We start from the raw sequence: 17,522 nt of genomic DNA on the forward strand, positions 1-17,522 counted from the left end.
CCTATTTATTTTCTCATTTAAGAAGCTTAATTCGATTGTGTTTCATTGTTGTTGGTCAGCATTTCGGAATTAGGTTTTTCATGATCAAAACTAAAGCTATCCATCACTTGTGCAATGATCTCAAATATTTGGGGATTCATACACTGCGCCACATTAAAACGCATGAGATATTTTGCAGCTTCTGATTGGCTAAATGCGTGTCCTGGAGCAAGAATTAATCCACGTTTTAAACAGCGTCGAGATAATTCTGCTGCATCAATCTCTGAAGGCAGTTTACACCATAAGAAAATTCCAGCTTTGGGAATAAGTACAGGTTCAATACGCAGTTGCCTTAATCGTTGAATACACAATCCCATACTCGTGTTGAGTTTCTTTTTAAGTGACTCGATATGTTTTAAATATTGACTGTCCATAAGTGCCGCAAATACAATTTCTGCGTTCAAATGCCCACTACTAAAATTAGTTGCTATTTTCAAATCAATATATTTTTCAATATCTTGTTGACTAGAAACAATATAACCACAGCGAAGTGAAGCGGTTAAAGTTTTAGAAAAGCTGCCTATTTGAATTACTTGCCCTAAACCCATAAGTGTGGAATAACGTGGCGCTGGAACATATTCAAATTCTGAAAAAATATCATCTTCTACAATTAGCAGATTGGCTTGTTCAGCCAGTTTGGCAACTTGATATGCTCTTTGAACAGATAAGGTTGCCCCTGTCGGATTATGAATTCCAGAATTGGTTAAATAGAGTTTAGGTTGATATTGTAAGGCTTGTTCGAAACTTTCAATATCAGGACCTTGGGCTGTAAATGGAATAGCAATTGCTTGTAAGTGATGGGCTTGAATCAGGGCTTGGAAGTTAAAATAGCATGGATCATCGACTAAAATGACGTCCCCAGCGTTTAAATGTACACGAAAAATTAAGTCGATGGACTGAGTCCCAGAATCTGTAATTAAGATTTGTGAGGGTTCAACTTGTATTTCATATTGATTATTTTTACGGGCAATCCATTGCCTTAAGCCCATATGACCATGCGGTACAGGATATTCTACCAACATCTTTAAAGACGATTTAGCAGCATGTTTTAAAGCTTTACGCAAGCTGCTTTCAGGCATCCACTCTGGAGGCAACCAACCACAACCTGGTTTAAGCGCTTCATCATTCGCATCCAAAGATTGTCGCGAAATCCATAAAGGATTAATTTCCCGATCATATTGAACATGATGTTCTGTTATTTTCTTGGTTTGCATCTGTCCTTTAACATAAAACCCAGAACCCGCTCTTGCCTCGAGTACACCCTCTGTAACTAAGCGTGCATAAGCCTCTACCACGGTCGAAATAGAAAAATTCAAATCTTGCGCTAAACGCCTTACCGAAGGTAAACGTGCTCCAGCAACAAAACGTTGGTTTGCAATTTGTGATTTGATTTGTTCAATCACAATATCAATTTTGCTTTGCGTATACATGGCTGAGTATTCAAGTTAATAGATCTCTGACAATACAAATTGTATACCAATACAGTTATTTAAAATTGTACTGGATTGTATCTGTTTAGAGCTTCTGATTTGGCATGTAATTGAATCATACAAAAATGAGATTTAAGCATGAAGCAAAGTAATATGGGTTGGATACATGGCTTTCTAGGTATGGTCATTTTCGCGGGTTCTATGCCTGCTACACGTCTTGCTGTGGTGGGATTCAGTCCAGAATTTCTCACAGGCGCTCGTGCTGTGATTGCTGCTGGGCTTGCAATGTTATGCCTTCTTTTGTTTAAACAACCCTTTCCGAACCTTAAACAAATTAGATCTTTAATTGTGATTGCATTTGGCGTTGTGTTCGGGTTTCCATTTTTTACAGCTCTTGCCTTAGAAAACATGACTGCGGCACGTGCCCTTGTTTTTTTGGCATTACTCCCTTTAGCTACCGCCATTTTTGCGGTATTACGTGCAGGCGAAAGACCTTCGAGTAAATTTTGGCTTTCTGCAATCATAGGCAGCAGCTTTGTTGCCATATTTATGTGGTTTCAAGATCAGCAAAGTTTTCATCTGAGTAGTGATCTATATATGCTGATTGCTGTATTGGTTTGTGGTTTAGGTTATGCCGAAGGTGGACAACTCTCAAAGCAGCTCGGTGGTTGGCAAGTCATTTGCTGGGCATTGATTATTGCTTTGCCTTTAATGTTGCTGTTATTTGGAATTTATTATCCTGACAATTGGGCATCTATTCCTCTTACAGCATATGCAGGATTGTTCTATGTTTCCCTTTTTAGTATGCTGATTGGTTTTGTATTTTGGTACAAAGGTTTGGCATTAGGCGGCGTTGCACGTGTTGGGCAAATTCAACTTTTACAACCCTTTTTGGGACTCATACTTTGCACCTTAGTACTTCATGAATCTATCGATTTTGCCATGATTATCGTGTGTTTTGCCGTCATTATGTGTGTCTTCTATGCCAAAAAGCATGCCTAAGGCTCTAACTTGAAAGATACATCGACTTAAATTAAACCGATTTTTTGAAAAAGCTGTTGATAGGCTTCAGCTTTTTTCTCTAATGCTAATGGGTAAGCGCGCGAAGATGATGGCATTCGAGATAAAGTTAACTCACGCTCTGCAAAAAAAGTCTGTGAACTTGTCCCGATTACTGGTTTTTCCGTGCTTTCAGGCATCGATAGCATGAGCGTGTCTGTCGCCTTATCCCCTGTAGTGACAATATTTTGACAAAAAGGAATTTTGGCTAATAAAGCCGTTAAATCGGTCGGCGTTTCTATATGTAAAAATTTATCAGAGGCATTGTCTTTTAAACGCACGACTTGATACGCCGTATCAAAAATCGCAATCCCTTTTTCAGTTAAGAAATCACGGATTTTCTGCTCATAAAAATTCTTATTGAGAAGGTCTAGAAAATACGCTTTGTCTTGGAAAAAGATCAGCCCAAAGATTCGCCACATGTCGTTTTGATAATTCGGATAATAAAAATCCATTTTCCAGCGTGTTTTCGGCGGTGGAAAACTGCCTAGCATCAGTAATTTTGCATTTACTGGTAAAAATGGTTCAAGTGGATGGGTTTCTATAACTGACATTTCTTAAAATTAACACTTATATTTAAATGAGATGAATACCAAAATGTTGTAAAAGCTTTGCCCAAAGCAAAAATATAATTATCGTTATAATACAACAAGTACCTAAAGCAATCCAAAAACCATACCGTTGATACAATGGAGGAAATGCTAAAAACATGGGTAAAGTCGGTATGACATACCAAAAAGTATACCAAGCATGATTGGCAATTTTTTGAGGTTCCTGTCCCTCTAATTTCATCCAGATCAGAACAAGAACCGTTACTAGCGGTAATGCTGCAATTAACCCGCCTAAACGGTCACTACGCTTTGCTACTTCGGAAATAAGTATAACCATACCTGCTGTTATTGCGTATTTAACAATCAGAGGAAGCATTCACTTCTCCATGTAAAATGATCTAAGCAAGAATAGTTCAATTAGTTTAAATTTTATAGCGACTTATGAAACTCTTTACTCGAAATAAGAGACATAATCTGAGAAATCTAGAAACACATCCAATTAAACTCTTATTTTAATTTCAACTATTTAATACATACCATCATTTCATTTAATGAAGTAAATCAGCCTGTATTTTGATTAATAAAACTGTAAATCCTTTATCTCATGAAGGGCTTCACTTTTACATAGAGTAAATATGGAAAACGAGCCTTACTTTTATAAAAAGATGCCTTTGTATTATGCCTGAATTTCAATGGGCTAATTTTGCGGCTTTCGACTTAAAGATAACCAAGCACATGATGATGAATGCTAGTAAGATCAATGAAGCCCCAAATCTGCTGAGATCTAGTCCACCATGACTAACAGGCTTATCCAAGAAATCTCCTAAAACTGCACCTAATGGTCTAGTTAAAACAAATGCTGCCCAAAATAAGAAAGTTTTTGATACCTTTGTCCACACATATAAAAAGGTGAATAACAATAACAGCCCACTAAAAATCAATGCTGCACCTGTATACCCTAAACCTTGAGTATCAGCAGTCCAGTCTCCTAATGCTGTACCAAGTGTTTGGGAAAACATAATCGTTAACCAATAAAATGCTTCGCTTTTAGCAGATTGAATATTATTTACTGAGATTGACCCACTGTTACGGTACCAAATAAATAAAGACGTGAACAATAATCCTAAAAGGATGAGGCTTCCACCCAGATAACCAATGCCTAAAGTTCGATCAACATAATCTGCTATTGTTGTTCCTAGTGTTGTTGTCGCTATGATTGTTGCCCAATAGAAAAATGGACTATATTGTTTTGACTTAATCTGTGCCGCAACAAAGAGTGCAAAAATAATCGAAAAAATTCCCGTACTAACTGCATACCCTAGATTTAATGACATTGATAAAGCGTCACCCGCTGTTTCTCCTAGTGTTGTAGCAGCAATTTTAATCACCCAAAATAGTAAGGTAACTTCAGGTACTTTACTCAATGCTTCATCGAAGGTTTTACGAGTTGCCATGGTATTTACCCAGCTTTTTTATTCATAATAATTCTATGGCAAACAAATGAATCGAAACTTAAAGTTAGTGTTTTTCTAATTATTAAACGGAATATCATTAGACCTCTTTCATAAGTCATTTTTTAAACAATAATAAATTCACAATGAATATTCCCTCTTCTTTTTAAGGAGAGGGCTAGGGTGAGGATTTTATTAAAAAAATCCCCTCATCCTAACCTTCTCCCAAAGGGAGAAGGAACTTTCAATATTAATTTCACTGCCAATTGATGATTATTTGTTGATTTATGAAAGAGGTCTACTCATCAATGTAATCATGACTCTACGTCCAGCCCGAACATGTGATTAATCAGCCGACCATTTCATTCAGGAGCCAAGCTAGTTACTTAGTTAAGATCAGCAAAGTGTCGGTTTCTTGACTTTTTTCTTGTAAAACGAATAACGAGGCTAATATTAACGTGATTGGCCGTAACAACATCTACTGATAAATTTCTGAAAATTATTAAATGATAAAGATGAATCAATATTCAAAAATAAACCATAAAAGCCAAGGCTTGAATGGTTTATTGGCTTAACCCAATTTATTTACAATCCGTAAAGGCAACACTTTCATTGCTAAACCCATCGGTAGCCACGGCCACTTTGGAACATATGCTTTGACAGGCGCTTTCTCAATTGCTTCTGCGAGTAAATGCGAACCTGTCTTTTCATCGACTTCAAAAGGTAATTTTTTTGCGCCATCATTCAATTCAGTGCGAATATAACCAGGGAAAATAGTCGAAACTTTAATTGGTGTATCAATGAGTTCTGCGCGAATCCCTTCTGCTAAATGTGCAACCGCAGCTTTGCTAGCTGCATAAGTCGATAAATGCTTTGGTAAACCACGCATCGCACTCATAGAAGAAATAACCACCAAATGCCCAGAATTTTGAGCACGAAAAATTTCAACCGCTGCTTCACATTGTGCCAATGCTGAAATAAAGTTAGTTTCGGCAGTTACGCGGTTAATCTCAAAATTACCTTTACCAATACGACGCCCCTGACCCACACCTGCATTCACAATAATACGGTCTAGTTTGCCAAAATCTTGTTGGAATGCCTTAAATACTTCGAACACTTGATCATAATTGGTGACATCTAAGGTTTTTGCAATGACTTGAACACCATACTGACTTTCAAGCTCTTGTTTAAGTGCCTCTAAGCGCTCCATACGACGTGCACAAATCGCAAGATTGTAACCCTTTTGAGCAAATTCACGCGCCATACCTGCGCCCAAACCTGAACTTGCCCCTGTAATTAAAATGGTTTTTGCCATGGGTGAAATCCTTGTTATATCCATGTTAAAAGTTCTGAGTCATCGGCTTTAATAAAATGATGCTCATTTAAACTGAGTAATTGCGGTTCATTTCCAACTAAACGCAAAGTGGTCATACTGGTATTAGTAATCGCCCAGTTCAATGCAAATGTGCGACTAGGATTCAGTTCTAGAATCTTCCCTGCTGCTACAGAAATTACACCACCAGAAGTAAATACAACTGCATAGCGTGGTTTGGTTTGAGCTAACTCATTACACAATTCTTGTAATGCTGTTTCGACGCGATCTTTAAAGATTGGCCATGACTCTTCATATTCATGATGATACTCACCGCCTGTCCAACGCTCTATTGCCCCTTCAAATATTTTTGCCAGATAGGCACGCGGATTTACATGCTGCGCGACATCAGATTTTAATAAATGCGGTTCGTTGAATCTTGGCTCATACTGAGCAAAAACTTGCTGATGATTGAACTCGTTCCACTGCGAATCTGTCGCGACTGGGCTATGTGGGAAGCATTCCGCCAAAGCCAGTTGCGCTGTTTGCTGATGTCGTTGCATGGAACCAGCGACCACATACGGTGATTCTTTTAAAATCTGTTTGAAATATTGCCCCAATCGTTGCGCTTGTAATTCTCCTTTCTCCGAAAGTTTGTCATAACTTTCAGCACCAAAAGACGCTTGTCCATGACGAATCAAATAAATGGTGGTCATTTCTCTAAGATGTCCTTAAATTTTTCCATATATTTATGTGCAATTTCATTAGCTTCTAGTTTTTGCATACCAATCAATTTCAATGCACGAATATGTAAAGCATGAATAATGACCCAAAAATCTTTAAATGCAGGATTATTGGTTTGTTTATGAAAATAACGATAGTAAATTTGCTGCGCGATAACCGCTAAACGGAAAATGCCAAACACTTCGTAAAAGGTCCAGTTTTCAAGCTGTAATCCTGTCTTTTCCAAGTAATATTCCACAACTTGCTTACGGGTAAACATCCCTTGCATATTGGTGGGTTGGCGCCGCGTTGCTTTAAAAATTTTACTATCCTTTTCTTCAACCCAATAAGCTAATGCTGAACCCAAATCCATCAGTGGATCACCAACTGTCGCCATCTCCCAATCCAAAACGCCAATCACTTGCGTTGGATCTTCAGGATCTAAAATCACATTATCAAAACGCCAATCGTTATGAATTAAACAGGTTGCCGAATCTTCAGGGATATTATCGATCAGCCATTTACGTACAAATTTAAAAGTCGGCACATTGAGCGTATGTGCTTTCTCAAAGCGCTGATCCCAACCTTCAACCTGTCTGCGACAATAGCCTTCACCTTTGCCTAGTTTTTCCAGTTCTGTGCCTTGATAGGGCACTTGATGTAATTCAATCAGTTTATCAATCACATTCACACATAACTGATGGACTTGTCGCTCAGAGAAATGCAACTCGGGTGGAAGTTTGGCACGAGGAATAATACCCGCAATCCGTTTCATGACATAAAAGTCACAACCCAATATTGACTCATCCTGACAAAGCCCAATCATTTCAGGTAATACAGGATAAAAAGGTGCCAAGTTTTTCTGCACTTTATATTCACGTGCCATATCATGTGCAGATTTTGCTTTAGTCCCTTTGGGTGGGCGACGCAGAATGAGATCAGTATTGTCATATTTTAGGCGATACGTCCAATTTGAAGCCCCACCAGAATATTGTGTGACTTCAACTTGTCCTTCTAACACGACGCCTTGTGACTTAAGCCAATCTTCTACAGCTTGTACATCCAGTTCTTCACCTTCATGTACACTGCCACCTACATCAATTACCGACATACTTGTTATCCCTGGTTTTTAGAATATGAATGCTTTACTTAGTTTTACCACAGCTTTATTTTTTACGCGCGCCGTATCCACGTTTTTTCAGTTCAAGTTTTGCAATCATCCCTTTATGCACTTCATCAGGGCCATCGGCCAAACGTAAACTACGTGCTTGAGCAAAGAATGCAGTTAATGGTGTATCACGAGAAACACCTGCACCACCATGCATTTGTATCGCCATATCCACCACTTTTTCCAATACACTTGGTGCAACCACTTTAATGGCAGAAATTTCGGTTAAGGCTGCCATATTGCCCAAAGTATCCATTTTGTAGGCAGCATATAAAGTCAATAAACGTGCCTGATCAATCGCAATACGTGCTTCTGCAACACGCTCTAAGTTGCCACCTAGTTTCAGAATTTCTTTTCCAAATGCAGTTCGACTCATCCCACGGTCAATCATCAGCTCTAATGATTTTTCTGCCGCTCCAATACAACGCATACAATGATGAATCCGACCTGGCCCAAGACGACCCTGTGCAATCTCAAAGCCCTGACCTGCACCACCGACAAAATTAGACAGAGGAACACGCACATTACTAAAGCTAATTTCGCCGTGACCATGTGGTGCATCATAATCCCCAAATACGGGCAACATACGCTCGATGGTTACTCCTGCTGAATCAATCGGTACAAGAACCATCGAATGTTGATGATGACGATCTTTAGTTTCGTCAGGCGTATGCGCCATAAAGATAATAATTTTGGCGTTTGGATCACCTAAACCTGATGACCACCATTTACGTCCATTTAAGACAATTTCATCACCCTCAACCACAGCAGTTGCCTGCATGTTGGTTGCATCACTCGAAGCGACTGCGGGTTCCGTCATACAAAATACTGAACGAATTTTTCCTTCCAATAAAGGAGTTAACCACTGCTGTTTTTGTTGGTCGCTACCATAGCGCCATAACACTTCCATATTGCCACTGTCTGGGGCATTACAGTTAAATACGGTTGGTGCAATTAAGCTACGACCTGTTAACTCTGCAATATGCGCATATTCTTGCACTGAAAGCCCTGCACCCAAGATTGGATCGGGTAAGAACATATTCCATAAACCTGCTGCTTGAGCTTTAGCTTTTAACTGTTCTAATTGCGCTGGCCATTGCCACTGAGTCCAATCCCCACTTGGATTCAAGCGATGTACTTCATTCCAAAACTCAGTTTCTATTGGCTCAATTTCATTTGTAATAAATGTTTTTGTGCGTTCTATATAGTCTTTGGCACGTACTGAGAGTTCAAACATAGGTTTATCCTGTGAATTTTGAATATTTTCGCTTTACAGTACATTAGCTGGAAAATTAGTATGAATGAAATGATTTTATTTAATCTAATACTATGAGCAATATTCATAATAATGTAGATATGGATTTAGCAACGTTCTACCGTATCGATATCAATCTTTATCCTCTTTTTATTGCTATTTATGAGCTAAAAAGTATTTCAAAATCAGCACATATACTCAATATTACACAATCTGCTGCTAGCCACGCTTTACAACGTTTGCGCCTACAATTGCAAGATGATTTGTTCATTCGCGCTGGTCATAAGATGCTACCTACGCCATTTGCAGAACAATCTTATCCCATCATCAAAAAAGCTTTGCATGCTATTCAAAGTGTTTCACTTCAGAAACAAAGCTTTGAACCCATGATGATTAAAACACTTAAAATTGCAGTCCATGATGAAATTGAACCGATTATTTTCCCACGCCTTTTTCAACATTTCCAACAACTCAATTTAGAGATTCAATTTACGAGTTTTAAATTAGATCGTAAAACGGTTGTTGCTGATTTGGCTGCCCAGCAAATTGATTTTGTGATGGATCTAGAACAAAATTTTGGAGAAAAAATCCAATTTCAAGCACTGGTACATGACCGTTTCGTTGTCTGTACTCAACAAGCTCAAATGAATGAAAATCGTTATTTTTCTTCTCCACATATTGGCGTATCTTCCCGCCGTACAGGGTTATTATTAGAAGATATATATTTTCAACGTCAACAATTGAATCGGAACATTTTATTACGTTGCCAGAACTACTCGACTGCCCTCCAAATATTAGAACAGAATGATCAAGCGATTTTAACCTTACCAGAGACAATCCTATCTCACTTACAAGTCGGCTCATCTTTGAATATTTTTCCTGTTCCTGCCGAGTTACCTTATATGAAGATGGGGATGTTTTGGCATAAAGATTTAAATGAAAATTTAAGGCATGTTTTTTTGCGTGAGCAAATTAAGCCTATTTTTGCTTAGGCTATTTTATAATATATTTAGAAAATGCTTAGGCTATTTATCTTTCCAAAATTGGTTCGACACTAAATAAAAAAATGGTTTGCATTGCAAACCATTTGAACTGAAAGATTCATCACTTAATAATTTAATCTAGATCTATTTTCATCTATCCAAATCCATTTAATTTATTGATTAGAACCGACACCACTTAAAAGAAGAAATCATAAGACTTATTTCCTCATTCGAATCTAGGTTTATTGGAAAACTTTAAATCGTTCGGCATTTTCAATATAAGTTTTTGCTTTGGCTTCAGCCTCTATTGAACCAAATACCAGTTGAGCACGTAGTTTCCAATTTTGAGGAATGTCCCATTCTTTATGGACTTGCTGATCTACAATTGGATTGTAATGCTGTAAAGAAGCCCCTAGCCCTTCTGTATGCAACGCTGTCCACGTTGCAAATTGAGCCATAGCAGTAGAATGCTCTGCCCAAATTGGGAAGTTTTCTGCATATAAGGCAAAACGAGTTTGTAAATCTTCAATTACACTCATGTCTTCAAAAAATAGAATTGTGCCCAATCCTGCTGCAAAACTATCCATTTTAGCCGCGGTTTTAACTGCCGCTGCCTCGTCAGTTGCGTAAGCCTGTAATTCTTGTTTCACGAAGTTCCAAAACTTTTCATGCTCTGCATTAAATAAAATTACGGCGCGTGAAGATTGCGAATTAAATGAAGATGGACTTTCACGAATCGTTCGTTGAATTAGATCCGTTAAATATTCAGGTGTTTGTTCTACATTTTTTGCCAATGCATAAATGGTACGGCGTTGTTCAATTAAGTTCAGGAATTCATTTGCCATGTTGCATGCCTTGAATGATAGTTTAATAAAAGGTTAATTCTTAGCCTGTGCTTTGCTAATATTGAATATTATGCAAAATCAATTCCAACTTACTTATAAATATTAAGTAAAAACATATTCATATTTTTTATATTTGGTAAAAAAAGACTCATAAGACATTTATACGATATTTAGAATAAAACTAAAATTTATGAGGTTATCGAATCATTTAGCGAATAAAAAAACCATTTAGCCGTTGATGCCAAATGGTTTCTTTTTTAAATCAGGAGTTTAAATAGATCTCAAGCTAGGTTGGCTTGCAATACATTATTTGGAAGATGGGCTTTCCAGATTTCTCTTAATGTTGGTAAATAGAACTTTTCTCCTAGCTCAACCAATTCAGCATCAATCAAAGCATGAATTTCGTGCATGAATAGATAATCGAGTTCTACTGTTTTTAATTTTGCATGTTTTTGGGCATCAGTTTTGCGCTTTTGTTGTGCACGCTTAACTAGTTCATCCGCAAATTTTTTATCCTTAAATTTTGCCAAGGCTGTCAAACGTAGTTCAATCACCCCCCAACCACTTAAAAGTAACTTAAATAGTTCAAAATCTTCAGTGTTTGACTCCCATGTCATTTCCTCTAAATTTTCACTTTCAGGCAATACTGGAAGTAACAGCTCCATTACACTTGGGAAAATCTTTTTAAAATTTAGAATAAATTTAACAGGATGCTCACCTGGGTAATCCTTAAATTGAATACGTTTCTGAACATCTGTCAAATATATGTCTAGCATAGGTCATCATCAGCGGTAAAAATCTAATGCGTATTGTACGCACTTATGCAACAGATAAAAACCGCTGATCTTATTTCGTTTTACAGAAGCTTATTTTACGTTCGGCGAAACCATATTTTCTGGTCGAACCACTGCATCAAATTGCTCTTCGGTCACCAATTGCAGCTCAACTGCTACCTGTTTAAGGGTTTTACCTTCCTTATAAGCAGTTTTAGCCACTTTTGCCGCATTCTCATAGCCAATCACAGGGTTCAATGCCGTTACTAACATTAATGAGTTATGTAGGAAATAATCAATTTTCTCTCGGTTTGGTTCAATTCCGACCGCACAATGTTCATTAAAGCTATTACATGCATCACCCAACAATTGAATAGACTGCAATAAGTTATAAGCAATCACTGGCATAAATACATTCAGCTCAAAATTCCCAGAAGCACCTGCCACATTAATGGTTGTATCATTGCCCAACACTTGTGCAACCACCATAGTCATTGCTTCACTTTGGGTTGGATTGACTTTACCAGGCATGATACTTGAACCTGGTTCATTTTCGGGAATACGAATTTCACCAAAACCACAACGTGGACCACTGGCCAACCAACGAATATCATTGGCAATTTTATTCAAACTCGCTGCCAGTGTTTTTAACGCGCCTGAGGCAAATACTGCCGCATCACGTCCAGCAAGAGCTTCAAATTTATTCGGTGCTGTAACAAAAGGAAGTCCAGTAAGCTGAGATAATTGCTCAGCTGCTTTTTCTGCATAATCAGGATGAGCATTTAACCCTGTCCCAACAGCCGTTCCCCCTAAAGGCAGCTCATATAAGCCTGACAATGCCTGATGTAAACGTTTTAAACCATGATCTAGCTGAGATACATAACCACTAAACTCTTGCCCCAAAGTTAACGGCGTTGCATCTTGTAAATGAGTACGCCCAATTTTCACAATGTTATTAAATTCTTGAGCTTTAGCATCTAAAGTGTTACGTAATTGTGTTACGGCAGGGATCAACAATTCGTTAATTTGCAAACTTGCTGCAACATGAATTGCGGTTGGGAATGAATCATTGGTCGATTGTGCACGGTTTACATGATCATTTGGATGTACAGGTTTTTGTGCACCTAAAGGATTACCTAATTTTTGATTGGCGATATTGGCAATGACTTCATTACAGTTCATGTTACTTTGCGTACCCGAGCCTGTTTGCCACACCACCAACGGAAATTGACTGTCCCACTGCCCCTGAATCACTTCTTCTGCTGCATCGACAATATAGTGCGCTAATTCTTGTGGAATTTGCTTCAAATCTGCATTGGTAAGCGCTGCAGCTTTTTTCACAAGTCCCATTGCTCGGATCATTGGTCGAGGTAAACGTTCACCACCAATTTTAAAGTTCTGCAAACTCCGTTGAGTCTGTGCTCCCCACATCGCGTCTACGGGAACTTCAACTTCACCCATGGTGTCATGTTCAATACGTGTATGCATGTTTACCTCTATCTTCTTTATCTATCTATGGTCTTTTTTACTTATTCAGGTTGAATAGTGTTGTTATTTTAATGTAATGAGGCGTCAGAGTAAACGATAATTATTATCGTTTACTCTGACTTTAATTCACTTATGTACGCAACGTATTTTGATAGAAACGCCACTCATCTTCCAACATTTGGGTCAAACTACGTTTTGCTTTCCAGCCTAAAATTTGTTCAGCTTTCTCTGTATTTGCTCCAACCTGATCCAGCTCTTGACTAATCAAGTAGTTGGTATTCATGGTTTTGATTTCAACCCCTGTTACTTGGGCAATCTGTTGCAATAAACTTTGAATCGAATAATTTTCACCTGCTATATTAAACGCCTCACACGTATGCTGTTGAGTATACAGCCATTTCAGAGCATCAATTACTGCATCACAACTGTCCAAAACGTGTACAAATCCGCGCTCTACAGTACCATCAGCCGTTTTAGCTTGCTTATGTAAATCAATATATTCGCGTTGTCGAGCAGCAACTTGCATGGCCAACGGCACAATATTTTTCGGCAATGGCTGTACAAACTCACCGAGAACACCATGTTCAAATGCACCCACCACATTACCCAGTCTTAGAATAGCAATATTCCATTCTTCATCGGTCTTAAAGGTGTCACATATAATTTCCTCAATCATTTGTTGAGACTTAATATACGGATTGGGGTAAGCATAGTTAAATGGCATATCTTCCTGAAGATCAAGACCCGACTCACCATATACCGCTAAACTCGATAAATGCACCAAATGTCGTACACCCGTTCGTTGCATGGCACGCATTAAACTCATAATACAACTGACATTATCATTGTAATACTCAAGTGGCTTTAACACCGACTCTTGTAAAGATTTGAACCCAGCCGTATGAACAACAGCATTGATTGTATATTGCTCAAAGACCTTATTCAAAGCAGGCGTGTTGCGAATATCCAGCTTTGCAAATGGAACATACATCCCAGAGATGTACTCCAGTCTTTCCAAGGTCTGTAGATTGGCATTGGACAAATTATCTACAATAATGACTTCCTGCCCCTGAGCCATTAAGCTAAGAGCGACATGCGAGCCTATAAAGCCTAATCCACCAGTTACTAAAATCATTGTATACTACCTTTTTCTTATGAAGTCTGGACGTTCCAAGTTTCGATTGGTACAGCCTTTAAGTGAATTCCATGAGTACATTACTGTTAATTACCTCTGCTCCTACATCTATTCATGCTTGGCATGCACTCGGGCTTGCACAAGCGTTACATACACAGCAAGAAGCATTCCGTGTTTTCTTTTATCAAGACGGAGTTTCCGTAGCCAATGCCCTGCAATGGGTGCCCGATGACCAACGAAACCTCACGACAGAGTGGCAGAAACTCAGTATTCGCTTACCTGTTTGTGTAAGTGCAGCTTTGGCAAGGGGTATCACAGATGAAGAAAATGCAAAAAGACACAATATTGACCAACATAACTTAGCGTATGGCTTTGAATTGGTCGGTTTGGGTGAACTTGCCGATGCCGTACAATCCACTGAACGTCTAATTCAATTTTAAGTGGTTATTTTTGGCGAATTTGTTGCATTTAAAAGGTAAATTGTGTGAAAACTGTACTCGTGATATTAACCCAAGCCAACCTAACTAGCTTACACGTGCATGAAAGCCTTGCTGCGACTATGGTTTTAGCGACATTCGGCTGTGAAGTCAAGGTTTTACTCGTGAATGCTGCGCTCAGTCTATTACAAGCGGAACAACAGTTTGATAGCCTTAAACACGCCTTTAAACTGGCATCCAATATGGTTGATAGCTTTGAATTTTACGACCTAACCCCAGTTTTGGTAGAAAGTGTGAATCAAGACCACCCTTTTGTGGTTCAAGCACAACAAGAAATTGAATTTGTCGAACTAAATGCCCAGTTTTTACAAGACTTCGACCACGTTTTATATTGGTAACGGATGAATATTTTTTATGCTAACAGCTACACTTTATTTAATTCAATCAGATTATTCTTCCGTAAGCACTAAACTCGTTCAGCTCCAATCCTTATTACAGAGCAGTGACAGTGTAGTACTGATGGGAGATGCTGTCTTACACGCACAGCATGATACATTACAGCACGTCAAACGACTCTATGTTCTAGATACAGATGCTGCATTACTGATTCAACAATTGCCAACACACATCCAAGTCATTTCTTATGCTCAATTTGCTGACATTTGCTTAGCACATACGCACTGTATGAGCATTAAATAATAGGTTTAAAAATATCATGATGAATCTAGAACTTGATCAAGATGGTCATTTGGTCGATTACACCATCTGGACACCTGAAGTCGCTCAAGAGCTGGCAAATAGCCTTGAACTTGAATTGACCGACTGGCATTTGAGTATTTTGCATGCTGTACGTCAGTTTTATCAGCAATTTGGACATTCGCCTGCAACTCGTCCTCTCATTAAATTTTTAATGAAAAGCGTAAGCCCAGATATTAACAATGCAGTTCTGCAAGAAAAATTTAATACAGGTCTTGTTGCCCGACATTTAAGTCGCCTTGCAGGTGTTCCAAAACCTGCCAATTGTTTATAAAAACGAAAGCTTAAGCCTGTTGGGTTTGATCGATAGGCTGAACAGCGTCTAATTGAAATGGATGATGACGAAAAATTGGTTTAACCTGCCGTGCATTTAATGGTTCTTTACATTCTGAACACACTGTTATGGCTGTAAAAATTTGACCACATTGTTTATGCATGAGTTGCATAGGCTTACCCGTACCATCATCCATCCACTTATCTGCCCAAGTCACCATGCTCATCAGTACAGGATAAAGTTCTAGACCTTTTTCAGTTAAGCAATACTCAAAACGTTGCTGTCGCTCTATATACGGTTTTTTTTCTAAAATTTGCTGGTCAACCAAACGCTTTAGACGGTCAGCCAAGACATGTCGAGTCACACCCAATTGCTGCTGAAAGTCGTCAAAACGACGCATGCCCATAAATGCATTACGCAAAACCAATAATGTCCATCGATCTCCAATAATCGACAAAGCTCGTGCGATCGAACAAGGCTGTTCGCCAATTTCATCCCATTTCATAGATTTCGTCATTTCAACTGTTCTTCTTCAAAAGTATCGGATTGTGACGTTTTTGACAACATTGCTGTCTGCATCTAGATCAGTAATAAAAAAGCCACGTTATTCACATGGCTATTAAGCGGTACAAACAACAACTAGGGAAGTCGTTGCTAGCTAAAAAGGACTTTCCCTTTCAGCACAGCTATTTTGATCGTATTCAACGTATCATTTCCCGTCATTTTTATATCATTTCCTGTCAAAGTTAAGCCATTCGCTTAAATTTCGTCACCTTCTTTCCATACATCTTCGTATTCTTCCCGATCAATCATAAAACGATAACCATGTTCCAATGCCAAAAATGGCAGCACTTCAGGTAAAAGTTTATGCAAATCCTTCACACAAACCGTTTGAAAAAAATCTTCACTATCATCATGCTCACCCGCATAAATAAACCAGGTGACATCTTCCCCTGCTTCTGGCTTGTTACGAATGCCTACAATTGGTTCTTGATTTAAAGACGCGACTGCAACGGCAATTACATCATTTTCATGCACTGCAATATACTTTGAGCCATATTCTTCACATACCAGTTTTTGTTCCGTGATTAAATCCATATCCATTGTGGATACCAAATGTAATGATTGATGTTCCGCAGTTTAGAACCAAGTGCAATTTGCCTCAAGTCATCCCTACACAAAATATACTGTCGCGCGGTTTATTTTTCTGCTAATCTTGATTATGTAACTTTATCAAGGTGGATTATGAGCGAGTCAAATACAACCTCTCACGGCGGCAAACGTGCCAATGCAGGACGTAAATCTCACTACACTGAAAAAACAGTCGTTATGCGCGTGCCCGAGTCTAAAGTAATGGCCATTAAAGAATGGCTAAAACCTGTACCTAAAGATGACCGTCAGAACACCATTCAACTGAATCCAATTCATTTACAAACTGAATTATCAATTCCTTCCCCACTCGAATCTGTTGCGGCTGGATTTCCCTCGCCCGCGCAAGACTACATAGAAGATTACATCGATTTAAATAAGTATTTGGTTAAAAACCCAACCAGTACTTTTATTTTACGCGTGGATTCTTTGTCTATGAAAAATGCAGGGATTGATGCTGGAGACCAAATTCTCATTGACCGTAAATTAAATGCCGAACATGGAGATATTGTATTAGCACTCATCAACAATGAATTTACGGTTAAACGCTTTATGCAAGATAAACATACGGAGCATGGTTTTCGATTTTGGCTAAAAGCAGAGAATCCTGACTATCCTGACATCTACCCTCGCGGTGAAGAAAATATTGCAATTTGGGGTGTTGTCATCTGTATTTTAAAAAAGCTCAAATAAG

At 38.5% G+C, this 17,522-nt stretch carries 21 protein-coding genes; 7 read left to right on the plus strand and 14 right to left on the minus strand.

Features of this window, described 5'->3' with window-relative positions:
* Positions 1-26 precede the first annotated feature (26 nt).
* The gene (locus tag E0H82_RS11565; RefSeq protein ID WP_131264939.1) at positions 27-1,469 is read right to left on the minus strand and encodes a PLP-dependent aminotransferase family protein; all 1,443 of its coding nucleotides are present in this window, start codon (positions 1,467-1,469) and stop codon (positions 27-29) included.
* A gap of 138 nt (positions 1,470-1,607) precedes the next feature.
* Here E0H82_RS11565 and E0H82_RS11570 point away from each other — a divergent pair, with 138 nt between their 5' ends.
* Complete coding sequence (locus tag E0H82_RS11570) at positions 1,608-2,471, plus strand: DMT family transporter (protein WP_131264940.1); 864 nt, start codon at positions 1,608-1,610, stop codon at positions 2,469-2,471.
* Positions 2,472-2,497: 26 nt separating this feature from the next.
* Here E0H82_RS11570 and E0H82_RS11575 read toward each other — a convergent pair whose 3' ends face one another.
* The 7 genes from E0H82_RS11575 to E0H82_RS11605 all read right to left on the minus strand — a co-directional run bounded on the left by E0H82_RS11575 (position 2,498) and on the right by E0H82_RS11605 (position 8,970).
* Positions 2,498-3,082 carry a uracil-DNA glycosylase family protein gene (locus E0H82_RS11575; RefSeq protein WP_131264941.1) on the minus strand — a complete coding sequence of 195 codons (585 nt, stop codon included), beginning with the start codon at positions 3,080-3,082 and terminating at the stop codon, positions 2,498-2,500.
* Positions 3,083-3,104: 22 nt separating this feature from the next.
* Entirely contained in the window at positions 3,105-3,455 is a 351-nt protein-coding gene (locus tag E0H82_RS11580; RefSeq protein ID WP_131264942.1) for a DUF3147 family protein, read from the minus strand.
* A gap of 313 nt (positions 3,456-3,768) precedes the next feature.
* The gene (locus E0H82_RS11585; RefSeq protein WP_131264943.1) at positions 3,769-4,533 is read right to left on the minus strand and encodes a hypothetical protein; all 765 of its coding nucleotides are present in this window, start codon (positions 4,531-4,533) and stop codon (positions 3,769-3,771) included.
* 568 nt (positions 4,534-5,101) lie between these two features.
* Positions 5,102-5,845 (minus strand): SDR family oxidoreductase, encoded by a 744-nt coding sequence (locus tag E0H82_RS11590; RefSeq protein ID WP_131264944.1) that lies wholly within the window; start codon positions 5,843-5,845, stop codon positions 5,102-5,104.
* 14 nt (positions 5,846-5,859) lie between these two features.
* Positions 5,860-6,558, minus strand: coding sequence for a histidine phosphatase family protein (locus tag E0H82_RS11595; RefSeq protein ID WP_131264945.1), 699 nt, complete (start codon positions 6,556-6,558; stop codon positions 5,860-5,862).
* Positions 6,555-7,676, minus strand: a complete 1,122-nt coding sequence (locus E0H82_RS11600) for a phosphotransferase family protein (RefSeq protein WP_131264946.1) — start codon at positions 7,674-7,676, stop codon at positions 6,555-6,557. Before E0H82_RS11600 ends, E0H82_RS11595 begins: the two co-directional genes overlap by 4 nt.
* Before the next feature lie 55 nt (positions 7,677-7,731).
* Positions 7,732-8,970: an acyl-CoA dehydrogenase family protein gene (locus tag E0H82_RS11605; RefSeq protein ID WP_131264947.1), complete on the minus strand. Its 1,239-nt coding sequence runs from the start codon at positions 8,968-8,970 to the stop codon at positions 7,732-7,734.
* 92 nt (positions 8,971-9,062) lie between these two features.
* Between E0H82_RS11605 and E0H82_RS11610 the strand changes: the two genes are divergently transcribed.
* Entirely contained in the window at positions 9,063-9,980 is a 918-nt protein-coding gene (locus tag E0H82_RS11610) for a LysR family transcriptional regulator (RefSeq protein WP_131264948.1), read from the plus strand.
* Positions 9,981-10,213: 233 nt separating this feature from the next.
* On the opposite strand, the gene E0H82_RS11615 is transcribed toward E0H82_RS11610, so the two are convergent.
* The 4 genes from E0H82_RS11615 to E0H82_RS11630 all read right to left on the minus strand — a co-directional run bounded on the left by E0H82_RS11615 (position 10,214) and on the right by E0H82_RS11630 (position 14,212).
* Positions 10,214-10,816, minus strand: coding sequence for a nitroreductase family protein (locus E0H82_RS11615; RefSeq protein ID WP_131264949.1), 603 nt, complete (start codon positions 10,814-10,816; stop codon positions 10,214-10,216).
* 281 nt (positions 10,817-11,097) lie between these two features.
* The gene (locus E0H82_RS11620) at positions 11,098-11,592 is read right to left on the minus strand and encodes a hypothetical protein (RefSeq protein ID WP_116763288.1); all 495 of its coding nucleotides are present in this window, start codon (positions 11,590-11,592) and stop codon (positions 11,098-11,100) included.
* 90 nt (positions 11,593-11,682) lie between these two features.
* Entirely contained in the window at positions 11,683-13,077 is a 1,395-nt protein-coding gene (gene fumC, locus E0H82_RS11625; protein WP_131264950.1) for a class II fumarate hydratase, read from the minus strand.
* 130 nt (positions 13,078-13,207) lie between these two features.
* A complete protein-coding gene (locus E0H82_RS11630; protein WP_131264951.1) occupies positions 13,208-14,212 on the minus strand; it encodes an NAD-dependent epimerase/dehydratase family protein in 1,005 nt (334 codons plus the stop codon).
* 71 nt (positions 14,213-14,283) lie between these two features.
* Between E0H82_RS11630 and tusD the strand changes: the two genes are divergently transcribed.
* The 4 genes from tusD to E0H82_RS11650 are packed head-to-tail and all read left to right on the plus strand — an operon-like array spanning position 14,284 to position 15,679.
* Entirely contained in the window at positions 14,284-14,652 is a 369-nt protein-coding gene (gene tusD, locus E0H82_RS11635) for a sulfurtransferase complex subunit TusD (RefSeq protein WP_131264952.1), read from the plus strand.
* 44 nt (positions 14,653-14,696) lie between these two features.
* Positions 14,697-15,047 carry a hypothetical protein gene (locus E0H82_RS11640; protein ID WP_131264953.1) on the plus strand — a complete coding sequence of 117 codons (351 nt, stop codon included), beginning with the start codon at positions 14,697-14,699 and terminating at the stop codon, positions 15,045-15,047.
* Between the two features lie 16 nt (positions 15,048-15,063).
* A complete protein-coding gene (locus E0H82_RS11645) occupies positions 15,064-15,348 on the plus strand; it encodes a DsrH/TusB family sulfur metabolism protein (protein ID WP_131264954.1) in 285 nt (94 codons plus the stop codon).
* A gap of 19 nt (positions 15,349-15,367) precedes the next feature.
* The gene (locus tag E0H82_RS11650; protein ID WP_116763318.1) at positions 15,368-15,679 is read left to right on the plus strand and encodes a TusE/DsrC/DsvC family sulfur relay protein; all 312 of its coding nucleotides are present in this window, start codon (positions 15,368-15,370) and stop codon (positions 15,677-15,679) included.
* Between the two features lie 10 nt (positions 15,680-15,689).
* Here E0H82_RS11650 and E0H82_RS11655 read toward each other — a convergent pair whose 3' ends face one another.
* Both E0H82_RS11655 and E0H82_RS11660 read right to left on the minus strand, forming a co-directional pair.
* Positions 15,690-16,184: a winged helix-turn-helix transcriptional regulator gene (locus E0H82_RS11655; protein WP_131264969.1), complete on the minus strand. Its 495-nt coding sequence runs from the start codon at positions 16,182-16,184 to the stop codon at positions 15,690-15,692.
* Between the two features lie 254 nt (positions 16,185-16,438).
* Entirely contained in the window at positions 16,439-16,783 is a 345-nt protein-coding gene (locus E0H82_RS11660) for a hypothetical protein (RefSeq protein WP_131264955.1), read from the minus strand.
* Between the two features lie 141 nt (positions 16,784-16,924).
* On the opposite strand from E0H82_RS11660, the gene E0H82_RS11665 reads away from it, so the two are divergent.
* Positions 16,925-17,521, plus strand: coding sequence for a LexA family protein (locus E0H82_RS11665; protein ID WP_131264956.1), 597 nt, complete (start codon positions 16,925-16,927; stop codon positions 17,519-17,521).
* Position 17,522 lies beyond the last annotated feature (1 nt).

It is taken from the genome of Acinetobacter sp. ANC 4910 (genome assembly GCF_004331035.1).
Classification (GTDB): domain Bacteria; phylum Pseudomonadota; class Gammaproteobacteria; order Pseudomonadales; family Moraxellaceae; genus Acinetobacter.

Excerpts from the sequence above, each read along its gene's own strand:
- E0H82_RS11580 (WP_131264942.1), bottom strand. The coding sequence starts at position 3,455 with ATGCTTCCTCTGATTGTTAAATACGCAATAACAGCAGGTATGGTTATA.
- E0H82_RS11610 (WP_131264948.1), top strand. The coding sequence starts at position 9,063 with ATGAGCAATATTCATAATAATGTAGATATGGATTTAGCAACGTTCTAC.
- E0H82_RS11575 (WP_131264941.1), bottom strand. The coding sequence starts at position 3,082 with ATGTCAGTTATAGAAACCCATCCACTTGAACCATTTTTACCAGTAAAT.
- E0H82_RS11615 (WP_131264949.1), bottom strand. The coding sequence starts at position 10,816 with ATGGCAAATGAATTCCTGAACTTAATTGAACAACGCCGTACCATTTAT.
- tusD (WP_131264952.1), top strand. The coding sequence starts at position 14,284 with ATGAGTACATTACTGTTAATTACCTCTGCTCCTACATCTATTCATGCT.
- E0H82_RS11590 (WP_131264944.1), bottom strand. The coding sequence starts at position 5,845 with ATGGCAAAAACCATTTTAATTACAGGGGCAAGTTCAGGTTTGGGCGCA.
- E0H82_RS11630 (WP_131264951.1), bottom strand. The coding sequence starts at position 14,212 with ATGATTTTAGTAACTGGTGGATTAGGCTTTATAGGCTCGCATGTCGCT.
- E0H82_RS11645 (WP_131264954.1), top strand. The coding sequence starts at position 15,064 with ATGCTAACAGCTACACTTTATTTAATTCAATCAGATTATTCTTCCGTA.
- E0H82_RS11595 (WP_131264945.1), bottom strand. The coding sequence starts at position 6,558 with ATGACCACCATTTATTTGATTCGTCATGGACAAGCGTCTTTTGGTGCT.
- E0H82_RS11605 (WP_131264947.1), bottom strand. The coding sequence starts at position 8,970 with ATGTTTGAACTCTCAGTACGTGCCAAAGACTATATAGAACGCACAAAA.
- E0H82_RS11660 (WP_131264955.1), bottom strand. The coding sequence starts at position 16,783 with ATGGATATGGATTTAATCACGGAACAAAAACTGGTATGTGAAGAATAT.
- E0H82_RS11620 (WP_116763288.1), bottom strand. The coding sequence starts at position 11,592 with ATGCTAGACATATATTTGACAGATGTTCAGAAACGTATTCAATTTAAG.
- E0H82_RS11570 (WP_131264940.1), top strand. The coding sequence starts at position 1,608 with ATGAAGCAAAGTAATATGGGTTGGATACATGGCTTTCTAGGTATGGTC.
- fumC (WP_131264950.1), bottom strand. The coding sequence starts at position 13,077 with ATGCATACACGTATTGAACATGACACCATGGGTGAAGTTGAAGTTCCC.
- E0H82_RS11665 (WP_131264956.1), top strand. The coding sequence starts at position 16,925 with ATGAGCGAGTCAAATACAACCTCTCACGGCGGCAAACGTGCCAATGCA.
- E0H82_RS11650 (WP_116763318.1), top strand. The coding sequence starts at position 15,368 with ATGAATCTAGAACTTGATCAAGATGGTCATTTGGTCGATTACACCATC.
- E0H82_RS11585 (WP_131264943.1), bottom strand. The coding sequence starts at position 4,533 with ATGGCAACTCGTAAAACCTTCGATGAAGCATTGAGTAAAGTACCTGAA.
- E0H82_RS11600 (WP_131264946.1), bottom strand. The coding sequence starts at position 7,676 with ATGTCGGTAATTGATGTAGGTGGCAGTGTACATGAAGGTGAAGAACTG.
- E0H82_RS11565 (WP_131264939.1), bottom strand. The coding sequence starts at position 1,469 with ATGTATACGCAAAGCAAAATTGATATTGTGATTGAACAAATCAAATCA.
- E0H82_RS11655 (WP_131264969.1), bottom strand. The coding sequence starts at position 16,184 with ATGAAATGGGATGAAATTGGCGAACAGCCTTGTTCGATCGCACGAGCT.